Source organism: Marinilabilia salmonicolor (assembly GCF_003003035.1).
Classification (GTDB): Bacteria; Bacteroidota; Bacteroidia; order Bacteroidales; family Marinilabiliaceae; genus Marinilabilia; species Marinilabilia salmonicolor_A.
On sequence record NZ_PVTS01000005.1, the window covers coordinates 49,081 to 72,671 of the forward strand.

At 44.5% G+C, this 23,591-nt stretch carries 15 protein-coding genes; 7 read left to right on the top strand and 8 right to left on the bottom strand.

The genetic code is table 11. The features are described from left to right. Positions 1-202: 202 nt before the first annotated feature. On the top strand, positions 203-1,006 hold the full coding sequence (locus BY457_RS06390) for a TPM domain-containing protein (RefSeq protein WP_106152511.1): 804 nt from the start codon (positions 203-205) through the stop codon (positions 1,004-1,006). A gap of 335 nt (positions 1,007-1,341) precedes the next feature. Here the strand turns inward: BY457_RS06390 and BY457_RS06395 are convergent, their stop codons facing one another. From BY457_RS06395 to BY457_RS06410, 4 genes are all read right to left on the bottom strand, one after another. After that, positions 1,342-2,085, bottom strand: a complete 744-nt coding sequence (locus BY457_RS06395) for a zinc ribbon domain-containing protein (RefSeq protein WP_258176640.1) — start codon at positions 2,083-2,085, stop codon at positions 1,342-1,344. Between the two features lie 13 nt (positions 2,086-2,098). Beyond that, positions 2,099-3,196 (bottom strand): Nif3-like dinuclear metal center hexameric protein, encoded by a 1,098-nt coding sequence (locus BY457_RS06400; RefSeq protein WP_106152513.1) that lies wholly within the window; start codon positions 3,194-3,196, stop codon positions 2,099-2,101. A 397-nt stretch (positions 3,197-3,593) separates the two neighbouring features. Continuing rightward, complete coding sequence (locus tag BY457_RS06405; protein ID WP_010664525.1) at positions 3,594-3,929, bottom strand: MerR family transcriptional regulator; 336 nt, start codon at positions 3,927-3,929, stop codon at positions 3,594-3,596. A 231-nt stretch (positions 3,930-4,160) separates the two neighbouring features. Continuing rightward, positions 4,161-5,132: a M23 family metallopeptidase gene (locus tag BY457_RS06410; protein WP_106152514.1), complete on the bottom strand. Its 972-nt coding sequence runs from the start codon at positions 5,130-5,132 to the stop codon at positions 4,161-4,163. Positions 5,133-5,429: 297 nt separating this feature from the next. Between BY457_RS06410 and alaS the strand changes: the two genes are divergently transcribed. The 5 genes from alaS to BY457_RS06440 all read left to right on the top strand — a co-directional run bounded on the left by alaS (position 5,430) and on the right by BY457_RS06440 (position 15,315). Beyond that, complete coding sequence (alaS, locus tag BY457_RS06415; protein WP_106152515.1) at positions 5,430-8,063, top strand: alanine--tRNA ligase; 2,634 nt, start codon at positions 5,430-5,432, stop codon at positions 8,061-8,063. A 36-nt stretch (positions 8,064-8,099) separates the two neighbouring features. After that, positions 8,100-9,920 carry an AMP-dependent synthetase/ligase gene (locus tag BY457_RS06420; protein ID WP_106152516.1) on the top strand — a complete coding sequence of 607 codons (1,821 nt, stop codon included), beginning with the start codon at positions 8,100-8,102 and terminating at the stop codon, positions 9,918-9,920. Positions 9,921-10,348: 428 nt separating this feature from the next. After that, positions 10,349-10,723 (top strand): putative signal transducing protein, encoded by a 375-nt coding sequence (locus BY457_RS06430; RefSeq protein WP_106152518.1) that lies wholly within the window; start codon positions 10,349-10,351, stop codon positions 10,721-10,723. Between the two features lie 428 nt (positions 10,724-11,151). Continuing rightward, entirely contained in the window at positions 11,152-13,236 is a 2,085-nt protein-coding gene (gene yccS, locus BY457_RS06435) for a YccS family putative transporter (protein ID WP_258176641.1), read from the top strand. Positions 13,237-13,305: 69 nt separating this feature from the next. Continuing rightward, positions 13,306-15,315, top strand: coding sequence for a urocanate hydratase (locus tag BY457_RS06440; protein WP_106152520.1), 2,010 nt, complete (start codon positions 13,306-13,308; stop codon positions 15,313-15,315). Here the strand turns inward: BY457_RS06440 and BY457_RS06445 are convergent. The 4 genes from BY457_RS06445 to porU form a co-directional block, all read right to left on the bottom strand. Next, complete coding sequence (locus BY457_RS06445) at positions 15,298-15,627, bottom strand: thioredoxin family protein (protein ID WP_106152521.1); 330 nt, start codon at positions 15,625-15,627, stop codon at positions 15,298-15,300. The two genes, BY457_RS06440 and BY457_RS06445, sit on opposite strands and share 18 nt — an antisense overlap. A 59-nt stretch (positions 15,628-15,686) precedes the next feature. Next, positions 15,687-16,169 (bottom strand): 2-C-methyl-D-erythritol 2,4-cyclodiphosphate synthase, encoded by a 483-nt coding sequence (ispF, locus tag BY457_RS06450; protein ID WP_106152522.1) that lies wholly within the window; start codon positions 16,167-16,169, stop codon positions 15,687-15,689. Between the two features lie 386 nt (positions 16,170-16,555). Beyond that, positions 16,556-17,731, bottom strand: coding sequence for a type IX secretion system outer membrane channel protein PorV (porV, locus tag BY457_RS06455; RefSeq protein WP_258176642.1), 1,176 nt, complete (start codon positions 17,729-17,731; stop codon positions 16,556-16,558). 23 nt (positions 17,732-17,754) lie between these two features. Then, entirely contained in the window at positions 17,755-21,564 is a 3,810-nt protein-coding gene (gene porU / locus BY457_RS06465; RefSeq protein ID WP_106152524.1) for a type IX secretion system sortase PorU, read from the bottom strand. 534 nt (positions 21,565-22,098) lie between these two features. On the opposite strand from porU, the gene gldJ reads away from it, so the two are divergent. Next, on the top strand, positions 22,099-23,586 hold the full coding sequence (gene gldJ, locus BY457_RS06470) for a gliding motility lipoprotein GldJ (RefSeq protein WP_106152525.1): 1,488 nt from the start codon (positions 22,099-22,101) through the stop codon (positions 23,584-23,586). Positions 23,587-23,591: the final 5 nt, after the last annotated feature.

Genomic DNA, 23,591 nt, shown 5'->3' on the forward strand with positions numbered 1-23,591 from the left:
GAAAGCTATCTGACAACAGTCCATTAAACCTTTTCAACCCTTCGGAAGTTAAATCTTTAAATTAACGGAATGTGTTTGGTAAAGTGTTAATTGTCAAGTAATTATAGTTTTTTTTCTGATCTCTAATTTTCAACCTCTAACCTCTAATCCCTAACCTCTAATTTCCAACCCCTAACCCCTTGAAATATAACGATCTATTGATATGAGACAAGTAATAACAGCCCTGATTGGGGCATTTTTGATTTCTTTTTCTTCTTTTGCGCAGGACGATTTCCCACCCCGGCCCGAACCACCTCGTTTGGTGAATGATCTGGCCGGAGTGCTTGATCAAGAGGTAAAGGAGCCATTGGAAAATACACTGGTGGATTTTGCCAAAGAAACCAGCACCCAGATTGCCGTGGTCACGATCTCTGATCTTGGCGGTTATGATGCCGGAGATTATGCTTTTCAGCTTGCTGAGAAGTGGGGGATAGGCCAGAAAGGCAAAGACAATGGAATTCTTATATTGGTTCAGCCTAAAACGAATGATCTTCGGGGCCAGGCATTTATTGCCACCGGTTACGGACTGGAGGGTGTGGTTCCCGATGCGGTGGCCAATCGCATTGTGGACAATGAAATGATTCCCAGGTTTAAGCAAAACGATTATACCGGTGGTGTTTTAGCGGCAGTGCAGGTGCTGGCCAATCTTACGAGGGGAGAATTTACCGCAGATGGTTATATGGAACAAACCGGCCGTAGTGGCGGGGCTTCAGGGGCTGTGATTGTGATGATAATTTTTGGAGTAATTTTTATCTCGGCCTTCAGGAGTCAGAAATCAAGACACAGTTCGATAGGCCATGGTTTGCCTTTCTGGATGCTTTTATCTATGATGGGATCCGGGAGCAGAAGCCATTCCGGAAGCTGGGGGAACTTCTCTTCAGGAGGTGGTAGCTTTGGCGGGGGAGGCGGTTTCGGCGGCTTCGGCGGAGGCAGTTTCGGCGGAGGCGGTGCCGGTGGTAGTTGGTAGATGGCTTCCGCAAAGCTATATAAATGGCATAGATGGTGAAAAACAACTGCCGCGCAGAGCTTGATGTTAGTTATAAGGCAGAAAGCAGAAGATTTGCATTACCATGTGTTTTTCAATTTATGGAGGGAGATAATGTGGGGTCAATATTTTCTTTTGATGGTAGGCCAGCCCCAGCAAGGCGACAGTATGGTAGCAAAGGCATTGTTATGATAGGATCAGCCCCGGCAGGGGTGACACCTTGATTAAAAAGATAATGTAATTCTCATAAAAAAAGAGCTGCTTCTAAATAATCAGAAGCAGCTCTTTTTCTATTTTAAATTCTGGATATTCCGGAATTACAATTCGCTATCCACCAAAATGCGACCACAATATTCACAAACAATCACTTTTTTGCGTGACTGAATGTCCAGTTGCCGCTGGGGAGGAATTTTGTTAAAGCAACCACCACATGCGTCACGCTCAACCGTAACCACTGCCAGTCCGTTGCGGGCATTCTTGCGGATGCGTTTGAATGCAGTCAGCAGGCGCTCATCAATCTCTTTTTCAATCTCTTTTCCTTTTTTCTTGAGCTTATCTTCGTCCTCCTGTGTGTCAGAAACAATATTCTCCAGCTCTTTCTTTTTGGACTCCAGGTCTGCTTTTCTTTCGCCCATCAACTCTTCAGAACTGGCAACTGCTTCCTGCTTTGCTTTCATTTCGGTCTCAAATTCTTTGATCCTTTTTTTGCAAAGCTCTTTTTCCAGGTTCTGGAATTCAATCTCTTTATTCAGGGACTCAAACTCACGGTTGTTGCGAACACTGGATTGCTGTGATTCGTATTTCTTAATCAAAAGATCGGCTTCTTTGATACCGTTCTTTTTGTCCTGTATGTTGTTGTTCAGGTTCTTTATCTCAGCATTCAGATTGTTGATACGGGTCTCCAGTCCTTCAACTTCATCTTCCAGATCCTGAACTTCCAGAGGGAGTTCTCCACGAAGGGTGCGGATTTTATCAACATCCGACATCACTTTCTGAAGATTGTACAGCGCACGAAGTCTGTCTTCTACGGTCTTCTCGCCGGTATTTGTTTTTTTATCCATTTTTGCCATTCTGCTAATAGTATTTTATGGGATTGGTAGAAACGTTCGACAAACGGACTGCAAAATTAGGGAATTTTTTTGTAAGTAACTCAAAAAAAACTTCTTTAGTAAATTGTTCACTTTCATAGTGCCCTACATCTGCAATAACGATTTTGCCGTCGGCCTCTGCAAATTGGTGATATTTAAAATCGGCACTGACAAACATGTCAGCACCTGCTTTTATGGCTTGTTGTAACAGGAAACTACCTGATCCGCCGCAAACAGCCACTTTCTTTACGGGCTTTTTTCTCAGGTCTGTATGTCGGATACAGCCTGCATTGGTTGTGGCTTTTAGCTGTTTAAGAAACTCTTCTTCAGTCACCGCGGTTTCTGTTTCCCCGAAGGCTCCAAATCCAACCTGGTTCCAGCTGTTTTCAAGGGGGTAGAAGTCATACGCCACCTCCTCGTAAGGATGAGCCTGAAAAAGTGTCTGTAATACTTTATTTTTCAGGTGTGCGGGAACAACCGTTTCCACTCTTCCCTCTTTTTCGTGGTGCAACAGCCCTTTGGTACCGGCAAAAGGATTGGTGTTTTCTCCCGCCCGGAAAGTCCCTTCTCCAACCAAATTGTAGCTGCAACTGTCGTAGTTGCCTATGTGGCCGGCGCCTGATGAAAACAAAGCTTCCCTGACTTTGGCGGCATAATCCTGAGGTACAAAAGTAACAAGCTTCAACAGCAGTCCTTCGCGCGGTTGTAAAATTCGGATGTTTTGTAAACCCAGTTTACGGGCAAGCGCGGTGCTCACGCCATTCTCCACACTATCCAGATTGGTGTGTGCAGAATAGATGGCCAGATCATTTTTTACCGCTTTTATAAGGATGCGTTCCGGTTCGTTTTTGCCTGTCAGCGTCTTTATACCCTTGAGGGTTAACGGATGGTGCGCCAAAATCAGATTACAGTGATGAGCGATGGCTTCCTCCAAAACTTCCTCCGTCACATCCAGCGTGATCAGGACACCTGAAATATCTGCTTCAGGGTTGCCTGTCTGAAGGCCTGAGTTGTCATAGTCCTCCTGAAATACAGGAGGTGCAAACGTTTCCAGTTCCTTAATTATGTTTTTTAAAGCTATCATTTATCAATAGATCGTTGGACTTTTAGAAATTAGAGATTAGAAAAATCGTATGACATTGACATTCTATCTATTATAATATTGGTGTTCGGTTAAAGAGTTGAGATTGCATCCCTGTTCATCTAATCGTAAATGAGTATTTTGGAGGCAAGCGTAACAACCTGCCCCGATCCTTCGGGGATGCAAGTGGAACTTTATGGCCACAAACTAAATAGTGCCTGTCTATAAACTAAGCAAAATTTTGTTTCTGGTCATGTGTTTGTCAAGAAAGTGCCAGTTACAATGCCTGCCCCGATTTTTCTTCGGGGGCTTGCGAAGCCCGAAAATCCGCAGTTTACTTGAGTAAATGAGTAATTTTCGGGCAAGCGTAACGCAGTAAATGGTACTTTATGGACAAACACTAAATATTGTCTTTAATATCTACCAGCAGGGCTCTGATGTCTTTAAGTCGTTTAACAACCTCAAAATTGTTTTCGGTGCCTTCCTTGTTCTCTTTAAGTTTCTTCTGCGCCCCTTTAAGGGTCATCCCACGCTCTTTTACCAGATGAAAAATCAAATGGAAGTTGTCAATGTCTTTTTGTGTAAATAAACGGTTCCCTTTCTTGTTTTTATGAGGCTTAATGATGTCGAATTCTTTTTCCCAGAAACGAATCAATGATGTGTTGACATCAAAAATAGAAGCAACCTCTCCGATGGAGTAATAAAGCTTTTCAATTTTTGGCTCTTTGTAGGGCATCGTTTTATGAATTTATGGTCACCATTATACAAGAATTGCTGCCAAAAGCGTGTTTGGGCAGCAATTACAATTTTAATTCTTTTTTTTGGAGGCTGCAAATATTAGTGCTGCTTCCTGAAGTGGAATCGTTTTAAAATAAGTGGGTTAGTCAAAAGCCCGTCTGTATTGGCGGCAAGCGTAACAGCCTGCCCCGATTCTTAGGGGACGCAAATGGTACTTTATGGACAGACACTAGTCAAATGTCTGATTGCTGTTGCTTGAGATATGAATCATTTTCTCATATTGCTCAGGCGTCAGATCCTGGAAGTAATAATGTGCCGGATTTACGGGGCGACTTTTTACTCTTACTTCGTAATGCAGGTGGGGAGCGGTTGATTTTCCGGTGTTTCCTACCCAGCCAATCACATCACCACGCTTCACTTTTTGTCCCTTCTTGACATTAAACTCGTGCATGTGTGCATAAACAGTGGAGTAACCAAAACCATGGTCAACTTCAATGTGGTTGCCATAACCTCCATGAGATCGAATGACTCTTTTTACTACTCCGTCGCCGGTTGAGTAGATGTCTGTTCCGGTAGGAGCAGAAAAATCCATTCCTTCATGAAAACGCTTAACTTTGTATATGGGATCGATTCGCCATCCGTAACCGGAGGCTGTGCGACGAAGGTCTTTGTTGGAGATGGGCTGAATGGCAGGTGTGCATCTGAGCATTTCTTCTTTACGAAGGGTAAGGTCAATGACTTCATCAAACGATTTGCTCTGGACGTAGAGCTGTTTCATAATCACGTCAAGTTTTTCAGAAGTGTTGACCACCAGATCGGCATTTTCCAGATTTTCCAGATGTTTGTAGCGGTTCATACCACCAAAACCGGCTCTTCTTATTGAATTGGGAATGGAATCGGCCTGATAAATGACGCGGTAAATGTTTTCATCGCGTTGTTGAATATCGTCCAGTACAATCTGGACTTGTTGAAGTTTTTTATCTAATATTTCGTATTGTGCCTGTAATCTTGAATTTTCGCGATTCAGTTTTTTCTCTTGCGGGCTGTCAAAAAAGTAAGAATAACCTAAAAAGTAAAAAACTCCCAATACAGCAGAAAACATGGAGTAGGTGAAAATGCGACGAAGCATATAGCGCGTCCCTGTCGCAATTGGTTCGTAAGTTAACGTTTCCGGATTGTATTTATACTTTACTTTTGACATAGGGTATAATTTTGTTGCCCAAAAATAGAAAAAAAAGTTTTCAACACCTATTTATTAGAGGATTAATCTAATTTTGTGGCGTCTGAATTTTTTGTCATTATTGCAGGCAGATAATTTTTCGTTTAAACAAATTGTCCTTTTAGAAGTTTTTATCATATTGCAAAACAAATAGTTGTGATGGTAAAAAATGACCAATCTTCCTTCGCTTGGACGGATAGTTTACGGAAAAAGTAAAAAAAAGTTTAATTTTTTTGGCGGAAAGTTTTATTTCGACAACAAATTATTAATGAACAGTATATGAGAGCATCTGAGGTAAGACAGAAATTTTTTGATTTTTTCAAATCCAAAGAGCACGCTATCGTGCCCTCTGCACCCATGGTTGTGAAGAACGACCCAACGCTTATGTTTACCAATGCGGGGATGAATCAGTTTAAGGATATTTTTCTGGGTAACAGGGAGCCGGCTGCAACAAGGGTGGCAGATGCTCAGAAATGCCTGAGGGTTTCCGGAAAACACAACGACCTGGAAGAGGTGGGACATGATACCTACCATCATACAATGTTCGAGATGCTGGGTAACTGGTCATTTGGAGATTATTTCAAAAAGGAAGCCATCGACTGGGCCTGGGAATTTCTTACCGAAGAGTTGAAAGTTGATAAAAATCGCCTGTATGCCACCGTTTTTGAAGGGGACGCAGGTGACAATGTTGACCGCGATGAGGAGGCTGCTCAATGCTGGCAGCAATACCTTCCCAAAGAAAGGATTTTGAACGGGAATAAAAAGGACAATTTCTGGGAGATGGGAGAATCCGGTCCCTGCGGCCCCTGTTCTGAGATTCACATTGACTTGCGCAATGAAGAAGAGCGCATGAAGAAAGGGGGGCACGAACTGGTTAACAAGGATCATCCGGAGGTGATAGAAATCTGGAATCTTGTATTTATTCAGTATAACCGGAAATCTTCTGGTGAATTGACTGCTTTGCCCCAGAAGCATGTGGATACCGGAATGGGATTTGAACGCCTCTGTCGGGTACTTCAGCAAAAAAGCTCCAATTATGATACCGATATTTTTCTGCCACTGATTCACCAGATCGCATCGCTTACAGATGTAAAATACGGTGCATCTAATGATGGAGATGTGGCCATGAGGGTCATTGCTGATCATATCCGTACCATAGCATTTTCTATTGCCGACGGACAGCTTCCCTCCAATAATAAAGCCGGGTATGTTATACGCCGGATTTTGAGAAGGGCTGTTCGGTATGCCTACACATTCCTGAATGTTCGTAAGCCGTTTTTGAGCGGGCTGCTTTCTGTGCTGATTGATGTGATGGGGGAGGCCTACCCCGAGTTGAAATCGCAAAAGGAATTAATTCAGAAGGTCATTCATGAGGAGGAAGAATCTTTCCTGAAAACACTGGCCACAGGTATTGCACTGCTCGATAAAATCATAGTTGAAACACTGAAAGGTGAATATAAAGTGGTGGATGGTAAAGTTGCTTTTGAATTATACGACACTTTTGGTTTTCCGCTTGATCTGACAGAGCTGATTCTTTCCGAAAAAGGGTTGGTGGTTAATCGTCGTGAATTTGAGAAGGAGATGGAGGCGCAGAAATCTCGTGCCCGTAATGCCTCTGCTGTAGAGACTGGGGATTGGGTAGTTTTGCGTGACGATAAGGAGGAAGAGTTTGTGGGGTATGATTATTATGAAACAGAGGTTTTCATTACCCGCTACCGACAAATTAAGGTAAAAAACAAAGAACAATACCAACTGGTGTTTAACATCACTCCTTTTTATGCCGAAAGTGGAGGTCAGGTAGGTGATTCCGGGGTTCTTGTTTCAGAAGAAGAAAAGGTTGAAATTATCGATACCAAAAAGGAAAATGACCTGATTATTCATATTGCCAAAAAGCTGCCGGCAAATCCTGAGGCTTCTTTCAAAGCGGAGGTGAATGTGGAGAAACGCCGCAGGGCTGCAAGCAATCATACTGCCACGCACTTGTTGCATAAAGCTTTAAGAACCGTTCTTGGAGATCATGTGGAACAGAAGGGTTCGCTGGTTCATCCCGACTATCTGAGGTTTGACTTTGCCCATTTTCAGAAAGTTACAGCAGACGAGATTCGTCAGGTGGAGAAGATGGTAAATGCTGATATTCGGGCCAATATTCAGGTGGAAGAGCATCGGGAGGTGCCTCTTGAAAAGGCACGGGAGATGGGAGCTATGGCCTTGTTTGGAGAAAAGTACGGAGATGTGGTTCGCACCATCGGATTTGGAAATTCAGTGGAACTTTGCGGGGGTACCCACGTACATGCTACCGGAGAGATAGGATTTTTCCGTATCATCAGTGAAGGGTCTGTTTCTGCCGGAATACGTCGTATTGAAGCAGTTACCGCAGATCGCGCAGAAGAGTTGGTATATAGTCAGGCTGATGTGCTGGAGGAGATTGCCGGCCTGGTAAAAAGTAAAGGTGAACTGCGTAAGAGTATCGAGAGTTTGATCAGCCAGAATTCCCGGTTGACCAAAGATCTTGAGGGAATGATGCAGAACTTCCTGAGGATTGAAAAACAATCTATCATTGACGGTGCAGATAATGTGAATGGTGTAAGTGTCATCATCAGGCAGGTGAAGCCCGAACTGGGGGGAAATCTTAAGGATCTGGCTTTTCAGCTTCGCAATGATATGGATGGTGAGATGGTGGCAGTTTTGGGCTCAGAAGTAAAAGGAAAACCCCAGCTTGCCGTAATTTTATCTGACAGCCTGGCTGAGAATGGAACTTTGAATGCTGTGGAACTTATCCGTTCGGTAGCTCAGGAGATTAATGGTGGCGGAGGTGGCCAGCCCTTCTTTGCATCAGCCGGCGGTAAAAATCCGGCAGGACTTGACAGTGCCCTTACTAAAGCTAAAGCACTGATAGAAGAGAAACTTGGTTAATATCCGGCCTTAAGGTCGGCAAACAGATATTTTGCAATGAGGATCGACAGGACTTTTGATTTACTGGAAAACCTTAGACTCAACCATGAAAAGTCTGATATTTTAGTTGCCAAAAGAGAGGGGAACTGGGTTAAATTCAGCACTGAGGATTATGTCCGGAATGCACGGAACTTTGCTTTCGGGTTGCTGGCAATGGGCTTTAAAAAGGGGGATAAAATTGCCACTGTTTCCAACAACCGCCCCGAGTGGAACTTTGTGGATATGGGGATGGCCATGGTTGGAGTGGTGCATGTTCCTGTTTATCCTACAATGGGTGATGAGGATTACAGACACATTCTTTCGCATTCCGACAGTAAAATGTTGTTGGTGTCAGATTTACCAACCTATAAACGATTGTTCCCAATTGCAAAGAAAATCGGAAAACTCCGGAAGGTCTATACCTTTAACCACTATGAAGATGTTCCGAACTGGACAGAGGTAACCCGTGAAGGATTTAATGCCAAGATAAAATTCAGGGATCAGTTTGATAAGGTTTCGGCATCCATCACGTCGGATGACCTGCTGACCATCATTTATACATCGGGAACTACAGGCCTGCCCAAAGGGGTAATGCTCACACACAGGAATATTTTGAGCAACATCGAAGGGGTGGAGAATCTTTATCCGCTGGATGAATCGGACCGGATTCTCAGTTTTCTTCCCCTTTGCCATGTGTACGAGCGCATGGTGAATTATCTTTTTCAGAAGAAAGCCTGCAGTATCTATTATGCTGAAAATCTGGGAACGATTGCACAGAATATGGCAGAGATTAAAGCTTCTGCTTTTGCCACTGTTCCACGGGTTATTGAGCGCATCTACGACAGGATTGTTTCCAAAGGAGAGGAGTTAAGAGGATTTAAAAGGATGGTCTTTTTCCAGTCGCTAAAGCTTGGTGAAAAGTACAGGGTGGACGGGAAACATCACTTTTGGTATGGACTGAGGTTGTGGCTTGCCCGGAAACTGGTGTTTTCAAAATGGCAAAAGATCTTTGGAGGTAGTTTGAAATTTGTGATTTCCGGAGGTGCAGCGCTTCAGCCGCGTCTCAGTCGCTTGTTTTTTGCTGCAGGCATGCCTCTTATGGAGGGATACGGAATGACTGAAACATCTCCCGTGATTGCAGCGAACCATCTCAGTGAGCCCAACTCGCTGCTCATTGGCACGGTGGGCCCAACGCTGAAGAATATTGAAGTGAAGATTGATGAGGATGGAGAAATTCTTGTGAAGGGGCCGAGCGTTATGAAAGGATATTACAAAGACACAAAAAATACAGAGGAGGTGCTGGAGAAAGATGGATGGCTTCATACAGGTGACATCGGAACTTTCGAGAAAGGCCGCTTCCTGAAGATTACCGATCGCAAAAAGGAGATGTTTAAAACCTCGAGCGGTAAATATATTGCGCCACAGGCGATAGAAAATCTGCTGAAAGAGTCCTTCTTTATTGAGCAGCTCATGGTAGTCGGAGAGAATGAAAAATTTGCCAGTGCACTTATTTCGCCGAATTTTGAGTATCTTCACGTGTGGGCCAATGATCATCGTATTCAGTTCAGGGACAATCAGGAATTGGTGACACATCCCAAAATTCAGAAGTTGTTTCAGAAGGAGGTCAATCAGTATAACAAGTCGCTGGGAAAGACCGAACAAATCAAGCGATTCCGGCTGGTTTGTGAACCCTGGGGGCCTGGAACCGGCGAATTGTCTCCAACCTTGAAGCTGAGACGCAGGGTGATTTATAATAAATATGCCGATTTATTACGTGACATATACAGCTATGCACCCGATCAGGAGAACCGGGGCTCTATAAAATTTAATGATGTGTAATGGCACAATAACATTGAACCTAAATAGTGTTTGTATATAAAGTCTAACTTCTACGTTGTTGCTCAAAATATAAATCCTCATCCCGATTGTGCTTTTGTTGGTTTTTTGTTCAAAAACCTTACAAAAGCTACTTCGGGACTGCGGTTTAGATTTGTCACACGCCTTGAATTTGAACTTTCTATTTCAAACACGTGAAAAACGCTAAGTTTATGGACAGACATTAAATAGAGCCCGTCTATTAAGTCGGGAATATTTTTTACAAGTTCTGTGTCTGTTCGGAAGGTTCTGTTTACAAAGCCTGCCCCGATTTTTCTTCGGGGGCTTGCCATTCCCGGAAATACGGAGTTTACCTTAGTAAATGAGTAGTTTCCGTGAATGGTATAACGCAGTTAACGGGACTTTATGGACAGACACTAAAACGCCAGATTATGGAAAATTCGCTGATTACCATTGCCACTTTCAGTTTTGCCGACCGTATGGGGTTGGTCAGGAGTAAACTGGAGTCAGAGGGGATTGAATGCTTTGTGCAGGACGAACTGGTTTCGCAGACTTATATTGTGAATGCTGTGAGCGGCATGAAACTTCAGGTTAAGCAGGAAGATGCAGAACGTGCTTCTCAAATAATCAAAGAGATGGGTGTTTTTGATGAGCCTGCAATACAACCATCCCGATTGGGAGCCTTTGATCGGGCTACCGGTCGTTTGCCTTTGCTCAGGGGGGTGGGGTTGACGACACGGTTTTTTGCGCTGTTGGTATTGATTGCGGTTGTGCTTACAGTAATTTATATGCTTGCAGTGCTTTAACCGGCTTGCATTATTGATCGCATCGCCACCAATAATTAGTGTCCGTCCATAAAGTACCATTTGCTGCGTTAAGCTCGTCCGAAAATTACTCATTTACGATAAGTAAACTCCGTATTTTCGGACTTCGCAAGCCTTGCAACTGGCACTTTCTGAACAGACACAGCGAACTTGAGAAACTTTACTTAGTTTATAGACAGGCACTAATTAGGGGGGGCAGGAGGAATAGCTCAAAACCCCGGGCTGTTGCTCTCTGGCTTTCAGCCTGTTTACATCAAACCTGTCTTATGTATAAGGCAGGTTAAAACTCTTTACACTGCAGATACCCTGTTTTGTAAGTTTTTTGAAAAATCACCGATTACAAAAATAACTGTGCCAGTCGCAGATGAAATATGGTTGTAAGAATACTTTCCCGATTAAAGAATCACAGTTTGTATCTACGTTGGAAACGAAATTTCTGGAAACACTCCGATCTGTTGATGGCTGCCAAAGCCACCATTGTGATGGCAGCTGTTGCCATTCCGCTTGAAATTGCCGGGCTTTCGTTCTTTGCTGTTACACTTGCACTTGGGGTGCTGGCGGGTGCGCTATCCGAGACCGATGATCATCCACGGGGCCGGATAAAATCACTGATACTGAAAGTTCTTAGTTTCGGAATTTCCAGTTTATCGGTTGAACTGTTGCGTCCCTGGCCTCTCTTGCTGGGTATTGGTCTGGGACTTTCCACCATTCTCTTTATTTTGGTGGGTGGAACCGGTGAACGTTACAGAGGTGTGACTTTCGGTGCCATTCTTATAGGTATTTATGCTATGATAGGGGCGGAGATCTCTCCTGCCTGGTATTGGCAGCCGCTTTTGTTGCCGGGAGGTGCCCTTTTCTATGGAGTCATTTCGTTGATATTGTTGTATTACCGCCCATACAGATTGCTGGATGAGCAGTTGGCACGCGGATTTATGGCCCTTTCGGGCTATCTGGATGAGAAATCTTCCCTTTTTCCAAGCGATAAGGTTCAGCAAAAGCAAATCAGGGGGCGCCTGGCATTGCTAAATGTGGAGATGGTCAATACCCTGGAGCGTATCAAGGAAGTGTTGAACAGCTACAGGGATGCCAACGATTCAGATTCGCAACTGGCATTGAGGTTTCATTACTTTATGATTCTTCAGGGATTGCATGAAAGAGCTGCCAGTACGCATGAAAGATACGATCTGTTGAGTAATGAGGTTTCCAGCATTGAAGTGGTGGAACTTGCCGGTCACACGCTTCACGAATTGTCGCATGCAGCCAGAAAGTTTGCCGATAGTTTACTGACAGGACTCCGTTTTTCATCGCCACCCTCTCTGAAATGGATTGTGGATGCCTTAAATGTGAAAGTGGAACAGCTGAATCTTGAGCAAACCCACCCTGTGCGGTTATTGACGGGAAATCTCACCCGGGCGGGCATTTCATTTCAGCGATTGACCGAACAGCCTGAACAGGCAGTTTTGCCTAAGTTGTCGCGTGACGAACGGTCTTTTTGGCAAAGGTTCAGGTCTCAGTTGTCATTCCAGCATCCCCGTTTTCGATATGCCATTCGTCTGGCATTGTGTTTTTGGATCGGATTTTTTATCAGCGAATATTTTGAGATAGATAAAGGAGAGTGGATTGTTTTAACCATTCTGTTTGTTCTGCAGCCAAGTTACAGTGCCACCCGGAAGAGACTTTTTCAACGGGTGCTGGGAACAATTACAGGTATTGTTGCCGGAGTGCTGATCGTAAAGCTACTAACGTTGCCGGGGCAGGTTTTGCTGATGCTGACTTCTGCTTTTTTCTTTTTTGCCTGGCTTAAACGTCAGTATTCTGTGTCAGTGGTTTTTATTACCATTTTTGTGCTGTGCGCTTTCAATCTTATTTCAAGCAGGGGTGTACCTGTTATGCTTCCCCGCCTTATTGATACCATTATCGGGGCTTTTCTGGCTTTGGGAACGGTTCGTTTTTTGTGGCCGCAATGGCAATACAAAAGATTACCTGGCCTGCTTACCGGAGCACTTCAAAAAAACATCATATACCTTAGAGCGATATTATCTGAGTATGAAAAAGGGACTTCAGATGATAATCTGGAGTACCGGATTGCCCGCAGGGAGGCGCACCAGGCTGATAACTCCGTGGCACTCGCCTGGCAGGATATGCAGGCTGAACCCCGGAAATACCGTAAATTCCGTCAGAAAGCTTTTAAACTTACGCATCTGAATCATGCCCTGCTCTCCTTTGTTTCTGCTTTTGGTGCACATCGGGAACTTGGTCAGTCAGTAAATTCCAGGCTTTTGATCATGGGACAAATGGTGCTTGAGATTTTTGAAAGCAATTCTTCCCTGAACAAGAAAACAGAAGAGATTTCAGCAGTGGTTCAGCAAATTCAGGAACTTCTGAAGGAAGATCTTCCTCCCTTGGAAAGACAACAGTTTATTTTGTTGTATAACATCGCCGATATTGGAAGACAATTATTGCTTGAGAGAAATAAACGCGGAGAAGAACTGTGATTTGTCATGGCATTTTTGGTTGGGAGTGGGTAAATTCACGATTCAGAACACTTTTGAATTGTTTTTACTATGCAAAATGCCTTTCAACAAGCCATTCTGGCGGGAATTCCCGCTCAGTTGCCGCAACTGCAGCCATACGACTCTTCTGTAAATCATGCTCCCAAACGTAAAGATATTCTGTCGGAGGATGAAAAAGTTTTGGCACTTAAGAATGCTTTACGCTATTTTCCTCCGGAATTTCATGAAGAGCTGGCTCCTGAGTTTCTGAATGAGCTTTATGCCTACGGCCGAATTTATATGTATCGTTTTCGTCCTCAGTATGAAATGAAAGCTCGTCCCATAAATGATTATCCGCATCAGTCGGGGCAGGCAGCCTCCATAATGCTGATGATTCAGAACAATCTGGATCCCCGGGTGGCACAGCATCCCCATGAATTGATTACCTACGGAGGCAATGGTGCTGTTTTTCAGAATTGGGCGCAGTACCTGCTTGCGATGCAGTACCTGGCGACCATGACGGATGAGCAGACGCTGGTGCTTTATTCAGGTCATCCGGCCGGGTTGTTTCCTTCCTCCAAAAATGCACCCCGGGTGGTGGTGACCAATGGGATGGTTATTCCCAATTACTCTTCGCCGGACGATTATGAGAAATTTAATGCACTCGGGGTATCCCAGTATGGTCAGATGACTGCCGGATCTTTTATGTACATTGGGCCACAGGGTATTGTGCATGGAACAACCATTACCATTATGAATGCACTCAGGCGGCCGGGCAGTAAGGGGGCTGGACAAGGTGCTTTGTTCGTCACTGCCGGACTGGGAGGAATGTCTGGGGCTCAGCCAAAAGCGGCCAATATTGCCGGCTGTGTAAGTGTTACAGCAGAGGTGAATTCAAAGGCAGTGGAGACCCGTTACCAGCAGGGCTGGGTAGATGAGGTTATTGACAATATGGATGCACTGGTCGGAAGGGTAACAAAAGCCGTGCAGAACAGAGAAACAGTTTCAATTGCCTTTCAGGGCAATATTGTGGAAGTCTGGGAACGATTTGCAAAAGAAGACATTAAAGTGGATATCGGATCTGACCAGACCTCGTTGCATAACCCGTGGGCCGGGGGGTATTATCCTGTGGATTTGACTTTTGATGAAGCGAATCGGATGATGGTGGAAGAACCTGATTTGTTTAAAGAGAAAGTGAGGACTTCACTCCGGCGTCAGGTGGAGGCCATCAATAAGTTGTCGTCCCGGGGCATGTACTTCTTTGATTATGGGAATGCATTTTTGCTTGAAAGCAGCCGGGCAGGAGCGGATGTGCTTGACCCGAAGGGCGGCTTTCGCTATCCTTCTTATGTGCAGGACATCATGGGACCTTTGTGTTTTGATTTCGGGTTTGGTCCGTTCAGATGGGTATGCACTTCAGGTATGGCAGATGATCTTTCCGAGACGGACAGGATCGCTGCGGAGGTGTTGTCAGAAATGAGAAATGAGGCTCCTCCTGAGATTGCCCAACAAATAGGAGACAACCTTCACTGGATACGTGAGGCTGAGTCAAATCGTCTTGTGGTTGGCTCTCAGGCGAGGATATTGTATGCCGATGCAGAGGGGCGCATACGCATTGCCGAAGCTTTTAACAGGGCGGTGGCAGAAGGTCGTTTGAAAGCCCCGGTGGTGCTTGGCCGCGATCATCATGACGTCTCCGGAACCGATAGTCCGTTTCGTGAAACCTCCAATATTTATGACGGTTCCGGGTTCACAGCCGATATGGCTGTTCAGAATGTCATCGGGGATGCTTTCCGGGGGGCTACCTGGGTAAGTTTGCACAATGGAGGCGGTGTCGGCTGGGGAGAAGTGATAAACGGAGGTTTCGGTATGGTGCTGGATGGTTCTCCGGAAGCTTCCGAACGCCTGAATAGCATGCTCTTTTGGGATGTGAATAACGGTATTACCAGACGGAGCTGGGCCCGAAACGGGGGTGCTGTTTTTGCAGCCCGCAGAGCTATGGAAAAAGAACCCCGTTTGAGGGTCACATTGCCTAATATTGCCGATGAAGCATTGCTTTCCCGTCTATTCAAAAATCATTGAGTAGGGACGCTGGATGGACTGCTCCAACTCTCCAAGTCCGATGTTGCGGCTAAACCGGTAGGTCTCGCGGCCATCAAAAAACACCAGTACGGTAGGCACTGCAAATACCCGGTTTTGTGCGGCAACTTCTGATTGGTTGACTGTATCGCTGTAATACATTGCCATTTGGGGAAATTTCTCCTCCAGAAGATTTTGTACTTTAGGTTTTAATACCTTGCATACATTGCATTGCTCATGTGAGAAATAAACAAGCACGGCTGTTTCTTCTTTTATAACTTGTTGAAAATGATTTATGGAGTCAATGGTCTTCATGTGTGAAAATTTATGGATGATGAACAGATGGCCAAGAGCTAAGCGCTAACAGCTAAGAGCTACGAGCTAACAACTAACAAAACAGTTGCATAGGCTGAGATCCCTTTTCCTTCTCCTACGAATCCCAGCTTCTCTGTGGTTGTTGCCTTAATCGATACTTTTGACCGGTCCACATTCATTACGCGGGCCAGTGTATTCTGCATTTCGGGGATGACGGGGTTTATTTTGGGTTGCTGCAGGCAGATGGTGGAATCCAGATTTCCCAGATCATAACCTTCATTGCGAATGATTTCCATCGTTTTTTGGAGCAGGATTTTACTGTCTATTCCCTTCAGTTCCGAATCAGTATCAGGGAAGTGGTAACCGATGTCCCGAAGATTCAGAGCCCCCAATAGAGCATCACAGATGGCATGAATCAGCACATCTCCGTCGGAGTGGCCCACAGAACCTTTTTCATAAGGGATCTCGATGCCTCCAATCCAGAGTTTATAGCCTTCGGCCAGTTGGTGTACATCATATCCCATTCCAATACGTATTGACATATCTTAATTTTTAGATTGCAAAAATACAAAAAAAAGGACTGCAACGAAAAGCTTCGTTCAGTCCCGGTTTTATTCGAGGCAGAAGGCAGAAGATAAAAGGTAGAAAATCTTTTCAAATTAAGGTGTCACCCCTGCCGGGGCTTTTCCATTAAATTTAACGCTATTGCTACCAAACTGTCGCCCCGCCGGGGCTGGTTCAACATCAATAGGAAAACCGAAAAAAATTAAGTTATCATTTCTCAATCTCCACTTGTAGCTCTTGGCTGTTAGCTCGTAGCTCACCTCTCCTCACCACTCATACCTTATCTTTCACCTTTCAAACATCACCGCATACATCCAAAACCACCTCAAAAGTCCCCCTTGGGGGGATTTAGGGGGCTTTTCACTTACTGCCCGATCATCTGATCCAGGTCCAGTCCAAGCGTAAAGCGGACGGTGTTGGCCAGCGGGTTGTTCTGAACCACCGGAATGATGTACGAAGCATCGATGGAAAGCATGTTGAATTTCAGTCCCACACCGGCAGTGAAATATTTCCGGTTTCCTTTGTTTTCATGTTCGTGGAAATAACCTGCGCGAACAGCAAACTGCTTATTGTAGAGGTATTCAGCTCCCACACTTACATTGATTTCCTGAAGTTCTTCTTCCATACCTCCCGGAGCATCACTGAAAGATTGGAAGATTCCGGAGATGACAGAGACGTTATCGCTCTGAAAAACCGAGTTGTTCTCTTCTACTTCCTGATAATCAGGGGTAGGGACCAGTAGTTTGTTAAGATCCAGCGCCACGGTGAGTTCATTGTATTCGTCCAGGTTTGTCTTCAATGCAGTTCCCAGTCTCAGATTGGTAGGAATGAACTGTTCAATATTTCCGTCGTAGGAGATTTTACTACCGATGTTTGAAATATTGATACCTGCGCTCAAATTGGCATCATTGCCACCCAGATTAATTTCGTTTTGATAGTAAAATGCCAGGTCAGCAGCAAAAGAGTTTCCTGCCTGATAGGTTTCACTTCCCGAAGAGTTACTGAAATTCATTTGCAGGTCGGAACGTATGTACCGAAAAGCCACTGAGCCTGAAAAATGGTCTGATAAAACACGGCTGTAGGCTGCATCAATGGCAAATTCATGAGGGGAGGCGTTGCCCTGGGGTTGTGCATCCTCCGACATGAAAGTGATATCTCCCAGCGAAAAATAGCGAATGGATCCGCTGATGGTCTGCATATCATCCAGCCTTAAAAATCCGGTCAGATAGTAAAGGTTGATGTCGTTGACCAGTTTCCGGAGCCAGGGGGTATAGGAGAGAGCAACACCGGATTCTTTGTCAATAAAAGCATACTTTGCGGGGTTCCAGTGTTGGGAATTTACATCTGGCGAAATGGCCACACCGGTATTTCCCATGGCACCTCCTCTTGATTCGGGGGCTATGTCCAGGAATGAAACTGCCGTACTGATAATATTCTGCTGACCGCTTAGGTTGACATCATTATCCTGGGCTGTGGTGAATTGAGCAATGCCAAAGAGCAGGATTGCCAATAGTGTTTTGCTGAAAAATTTCTTGTTCATCATGTAGGTTTTTCCTTAATTATTTACGGGGTAGGCAAGAGTTTGGCCACTACCTGTGTTTCTTTTCCGTTCTGCGGGGCTAAAATTACGCGTACAAAACAAATCTGCGAATAATTCCAACCCGATTTTTCCATTGGTAATTTGTATGGCCCTATTGTATTTCCTGTTGATATGATTTCATCTTCCACTGTTCCTGTAACCTTGCCGCTACTGTCTATGAATTGGATGGTGGCTTTTATCAGTGCATTGGGGATTTCCGTTTGCATATTAATGTAAACATCCTGTCCGGGAGCTACCGGATTTGGCCAGACTGAGAAATTGCGAATATTCATTCCATGGCTTAGGTTAACATTGAAATTTAACGTTGCTGTGGAAGAATTATTGTAATTATCCCAAACTTTTAATGTCAGACTATGCAGGCCGTTTTCCATCTGAGGTAACTGAAACTGAAGGGTTCCCTGTTGATACTGGTCAGTATCGGCAGTGAAAGCATCATTCAGTACCAGTGGGTTGTTGGTGTCTTCGTCCAGAATGAGTGTGATGTTGTGCCCAATGCCAATGCCCGAGGTATTAATGCCCGATTCATCAAAAATGTCGGCATAAAGAACCGGTTTTGATCCTGTAGTTTGCCCGGATACAAATTTCGGATGATTCAGGTAAAGGTAAATGTCAGGTCCTTCATTGTCCTCTTCGGAATTTTCACTGATACCCCCGATTACCACATCAGAAAAAGCTCCGGCTGCTTCAGTGCCGTCATCTGCGATGGCATAATAGCTGATTCTGCCATTATCAAAATTATACCTGATGTCTTTGGGGACTACAAATTCCAGGGTGAAACTTCCGTTGGTAACTGTTGCCTGGCCTTTGAAAAGGATGTTTGAAAACTCCTTGAATTCGAATGGTTCATTGCCTCCGTTGCCAAGCGTACGGACATTTACCGCCTTGTCGTAAACGGTTACCGATACATCTCCGGAAAAATCACTCATGTGTTCCCCCAAAGGGTCTTTGATAATGCCGTTTATTCGGTTCTTTGACAAGGCGCGCAGTGTGTCCGGCTGATCAAAAACCTCGATGTTGTTGAGTGAGGAGGTAGTAATTTCGTTGGCCGGATAAATGAGGCGCAGGGCCGGATCTCCCAGCAGGGTAAAGTTAAGTTTGTTGGTGTTGGCACCTGATTCCAGCTTTGTCCGACGCATCATTTCCCCGAATCGCAGCGGCAGACCGTTTTCGTCCTTTTCGAAAGCGTGGTTGTAAAAGGCATTGTTGAGTGTGAAGTTAAGACTTGAATAGACAATGCGTGTGGTGGATAAAAGTGCTATGCCTCCACCATTGGGATGGAGAAATACCTCTTCTCCTGCCGATGTGTGGTTGTGATTGTCGAACCGGCTAAACTCACAGGTGGCAGTTATGAATAACGGGAGCCTCTTTTTGTTGTTCCAGCTTCTGATATCGGTGCTGGTAATTAATTTCTCATGTGCCAGGCTGTTTTCGCCTCCATGACCGGTATAGTTAAAAATCAAGGTGCCTTCTGTGATGGCCTGCATTGTTCGGGATTTGGCCTCAGGGAACTCTTTCCCCACAGCACCGGTGGTCATTGGGAAGGCGTCGAAGTAGATTTTATTCAGGTCAAAATGACTGTGATTGGCTGCAATTTTCTGGGTTAGTCTGTCGGCATCTCTTACGTGAATGTTGGAGTCTCCGTCATCGCCCACAAAAGTTAATTTGGTTTTCCATTTTCCGCTTTCCTGATTCACCAGGTAAGCTTCAGATTTGTCAACAGCAGTGATTGCTTGTTCTGCAGTAGTTGCCGGAAAGCGACCGATGCCGATGTCCAGACGGTCGTTTCTCAGGTTGTCTCCTTCGTCATCATCCAGAAAACCGAAAAAGTCATCGGTGACAAATGTAGAGGTCTGATAAATGGAATTATCGGACTGATAGGTGGGCAGTGGGGCTGCAGGTGTATTGTCAATGTGTCGGTTGTCGTATGTTCCGTCGCCAAAAAGAAGCAACAATTTGGGAGAAACGGTCTCGTTGTCATCGGCACGATCGTAAAGCATCTTCATGAATGCTCTGATGGCTCCCGGATCCGGATGTCCCCAGGAGAACTCATTGTATATCTGATCTCTGTTCGCAACGGTTACTGTTAAGCCTGAATGTTGCTGATGCAGATTAGCCAGTCTGTCAGCCTGTCCCAGAAATTCCGGAGGGGCAACAATGACCATTTCGGAAGGAGTGGTGGCGTGCAGGTTTTGATTTCCAATATTTTCGATAAACTCCGGTTGAGGCAGATCCTCAGAAGGATTGAAGGCTACATACTCCCTGACATCGTCGGCCCGGGCAGTAAACAAAAGAGTGCCATTGTCAATTTCTGTTTCCATTTGCAGGGGATTCAGCGGATTGCTGACATCCCAGATGATATCTGAACCTGTGGCATTGGAAATCTGATAATTGACAATTCCTCCGGGGATCACAACGGATTGATCCCGAAAAACAAAAGAACCGTTTTCCATTGAAAGATGTCCCCGTCCGTTGATTAAGAAATAATCGAGCCATCCAATGGATGTGGTGGTGGCATTATTATAAGTATAACTGATATTAAAATCAGAACTTTCCGGAATAAATGTAAGTTTGGTTGTGGCCAGTCGGAAATAATATCCCAGATAGTCGCTTAGAGAGACGGTATTAACGAAAAGCATTTTTTCTGCGGTTTCCCCGATTTGAATATCGAAAGCCTGACTGGTGTTGGAACGGCCTGCAACCTGTGTGTAAAAAAGAGCCTCTTCGTTGGTTTTCAGGTTGGGGATCTCCACCTCAAAGTTTCTTGACATAGCGATGGAGGTATTGAATTTTTCGCCCAGCCATTGGTTTCCTGAATTCAGAATGTTCTCATTTTCCAGTTCATGGAAATAGAGCGCATCGTATGATTCTGTTGTGGCTGTAACCGTTCCTGCCGGAGATTGATGATTTTCAGGAGTTTTGACCGCGCCTGAAGCATCCGACAGGAAAAAAAATGCCATTGGCGAAAACTTATGCTTTTTAAAAGTGAACATCTCTGAAGCTGAATCATAACTCCATTCCCAGGTTCCCTGACTGTAGAAAAACAGGGCATTGTCGGAGTGATAGGTTCCCACCGGGGGTAGGTCGTCCGGACGTTCTTCGCTGTTGTTCATAGGCACCATTGCTCCTCCGTTGCCATATACCTGAACATTAGAGGGGGTGGAAAATCCCCAGTTTTGCAGTGTTTCATACGAAATCTTATGTATTCCCCGTTTATTGGTTCCGACTTTTACCCATTTACCCGATGATAAAACTGAATTGGAAACATATCGATCTGATGCAGCTTTTAATGCAACACTGCTTTTTTGCGAATAGGAAAGTTTCAGGGAATATTGGAGAAGTTTCTTCCAGTCTTTTTTTTGCTCACCCGATTGTTTGTAAGGGATTATTTCCACTTCCAGAAAAGCTTTTTTTCTGATGGTAACAACTTTGTAGGAGAGGCTGTTTGTCAGGTCACTTTTGATGATGTCTGTGAGGTAACTGCTGTTTGAAACTGTAGTCCAACCCCCGGGGGTAAATTCAACGCTGTCAACGGTGGATCTTCCGACTGAGAAATCTTCCGGCAAAGGGAAGGAGATTGTGTAAACCGGAACCCCGGATTCTTCTTTATAATATCCGCTTCCATGAAATGGCAAAACCGGGTATTCAGCTGCGTCATTCCAGGAAAGCTGGTCAGTAAAAGTGATGGTGTTTCGCTCCTGTGCATCAGCAAAACTGCCTGTAAAAAAGACAGTCAGGATGATCAGAGGGATTAGTATATTGCGGCATCCGGCCATATTATTCAGTTCTTTACATTGATAAATTTCTTTTGCCGACTGTTTGTGGTGGCATAGAAATGGAAAATTAACTATAAAATCAGAACACAAAAATAATTGAATGGTTTTAATTATTGTCCGGAAAAACCATTACTTTGAAAGGCGATTGCTCTCAGGCTTTCAACCTGTTTACACCTTACCTGTTTTGTGTATAAGGCAGTATAAAGGTTACCTGTCTTCTTTTTACTGCGAAAGATTAAAAATGTTTTATGGTAAATTCTTTTTTTCGAAAAAAAAGAAATAAAGTTGCCTCAACGGTATAACCTTTTTTAATTTTATGAGTATAAAAACAATGAATTTGTGCAATGTTCGTTATGATTGATATATTGTACGTTATTTGATGGTTGATTTTTGATGCACAATGGTGCAGATGCTTAATTTACAACCGTAAAAGGTGATGAGCCAAATTTAATTGGGATAAAAATTCTTGCAGAATGCACTGAATGTTTATCTTTGTTACTTGATATTAGAAAAGAATTCCAAGAAAAACAAGTTATGAGATTGAAATCCAGACTTTTTACTCCCGCTCTAATGCTGGGATTGATGGTTTTAGCATCTTGTGGCGGTGGTGCCAAAAAATCTGCCTCCTCCACAACAGGATGGGAATATAACGATCCTGAATCGGGTGGGTTTGAGTATCAGGCCAATTACGAACAGGAGACTGGTCCCGGCCTTGTGTTTGTTGAAGGTGGTACATTCATTATGGGAAGTGTTGAGGAAGATGTGATGAAGCGATGGGACAACAGTCCTCGTCGTGTTACTGTTCGTTCCTTTTATATGGATGAAACCGAGGTTCGCAATGTGGATTATCGCGAGTACCTTTTTTGGCTGAACCGCGTATTTATTGATATGCCGGAAGTTTATCGCAAAGCTTTGCCCGATACGCTTGTGTGGCGTCGTCCATTGGCCTACAATGAGCCCATGGTGGAGAATTATCTTCGTCATCCTGCATACAGCGAATATCCTGTAGTAGGTGTAAGCTGGTTGCAGGCATCAGATTATGCTGCGTGGCGTACCGACAGGGTAAACGAGCATATTCTGGTTGAGATGGGTATTATTGAACTTGATTTGCAACAATCAGGAGCCAACAACTTTGATACAGAAGCCTATCTTTTGGGACAATATGAAGGTGTGGCCGGTAAAAACCCCATGGAGGATTTGAATCCTGAAAGAGATACCCGCCGGGTACGTCCAAGTGATGGTATTATGCTTCCGCGTTACCGTCTCCCAACCGAAGCCGAGTGGGAATATGCTGCTTATGGTCTTGTCGGAAACTCTTATCAGGAGCGTCTGACCGACCGCAGAATCTATCCCTGGGACGGACATACACTTCGCAATCCATCTAAAAAGGAGAGAGGTCGTATGATGGCTAACTTTGTTCGTGGTCCTGGTGACTATATGGGTATGGCCGGAGATTTAAACGATGCCGGTGATATTACTGTCCCTGTGAATTCGTATTATCCCAACGACTTTGGCCTATACTGTATGGCCGGAAACGTTAATGAATGGGTGGCCGATGTTTACCGTCCTTTATCTAATGAGGATACTCATGAGTTCAGCCCCTTCCGCGGAAACGTTTTTGAAACAAAGATTCTTGATGAGGAAGGTTATGTCGTTGAGAAAGATGAGTATGGTGAAATCAGATACCGGGCAGAAACCGATGAGGATATTCTGGATCGCAACAACTACCGTACAGCTGATAATATCAACTATAAAGATGGAGATAATCAGTCAAACATATCTATGGGAGGAAACTGGTCAACCAGTGAAAAAAGCACAGAAAATATGTATGCTGACAGTCCCGGTATTATGAGCAGTACCATTTCTGACCGAACAAGGGTATATAAAGGTGGTTCATGGCGCGACCGTGCCTACTGGCTGAGCCCCGGAACACGTCGTTTCCTTGATGAGCGTGAATCCAGAGATGATATTGGTTTCCGTTGTGCAATGACACGTGTAGGTACTCCTTATAAAGTGAAATAAAACTT

Excerpts from the sequence above, each read along its gene's own strand:
- BY457_RS06445 (WP_106152521.1), bottom strand. The coding sequence starts at position 15,627 with ATGAAGACCATTGACTCCATAAATCATTTTCAACAAGTTATAAAAGAA.
- porV (WP_258176642.1), bottom strand. The coding sequence starts at position 17,731 with ATGAACAAGAAATTTTTCAGCAAAACACTATTGGCAATCCTGCTCTTT.
- BY457_RS06395 (WP_258176640.1), bottom strand. The coding sequence starts at position 2,085 with ATGGATAAAAAAACAAATACCGGCGAGAAGACCGTAGAAGACAGACTT.
- gldJ (WP_106152525.1), top strand. The coding sequence starts at position 22,099 with ATGAGATTGAAATCCAGACTTTTTACTCCCGCTCTAATGCTGGGATTG.
- porU (WP_106152524.1), bottom strand. The coding sequence starts at position 21,564 with ATGGCCGGATGCCGCAATATACTAATCCCTCTGATCATCCTGACTGTC.
- BY457_RS06430 (WP_106152518.1), top strand. The coding sequence starts at position 10,349 with ATGGAAAATTCGCTGATTACCATTGCCACTTTCAGTTTTGCCGACCGT.
- BY457_RS06400 (WP_106152513.1), bottom strand. The coding sequence starts at position 3,196 with ATGATAGCTTTAAAAAACATAATTAAGGAACTGGAAACGTTTGCACCT.
- BY457_RS06390 (WP_106152511.1), top strand. The coding sequence starts at position 203 with ATGAGACAAGTAATAACAGCCCTGATTGGGGCATTTTTGATTTCTTTT.
- BY457_RS06410 (WP_106152514.1), bottom strand. The coding sequence starts at position 5,132 with ATGTCAAAAGTAAAGTATAAATACAATCCGGAAACGTTAACTTACGAA.
- BY457_RS06420 (WP_106152516.1), top strand. The coding sequence starts at position 8,100 with ATGAGGATCGACAGGACTTTTGATTTACTGGAAAACCTTAGACTCAAC.
- BY457_RS06405 (WP_010664525.1), bottom strand. The coding sequence starts at position 3,929 with ATGCCCTACAAAGAGCCAAAAATTGAAAAGCTTTATTACTCCATCGGA.
- BY457_RS06440 (WP_106152520.1), top strand. The coding sequence starts at position 13,306 with ATGCAAAATGCCTTTCAACAAGCCATTCTGGCGGGAATTCCCGCTCAG.
- alaS (WP_106152515.1), top strand. The coding sequence starts at position 5,430 with ATGAGAGCATCTGAGGTAAGACAGAAATTTTTTGATTTTTTCAAATCC.
- ispF (WP_106152522.1), bottom strand. The coding sequence starts at position 16,169 with ATGTCAATACGTATTGGAATGGGATATGATGTACACCAACTGGCCGAA.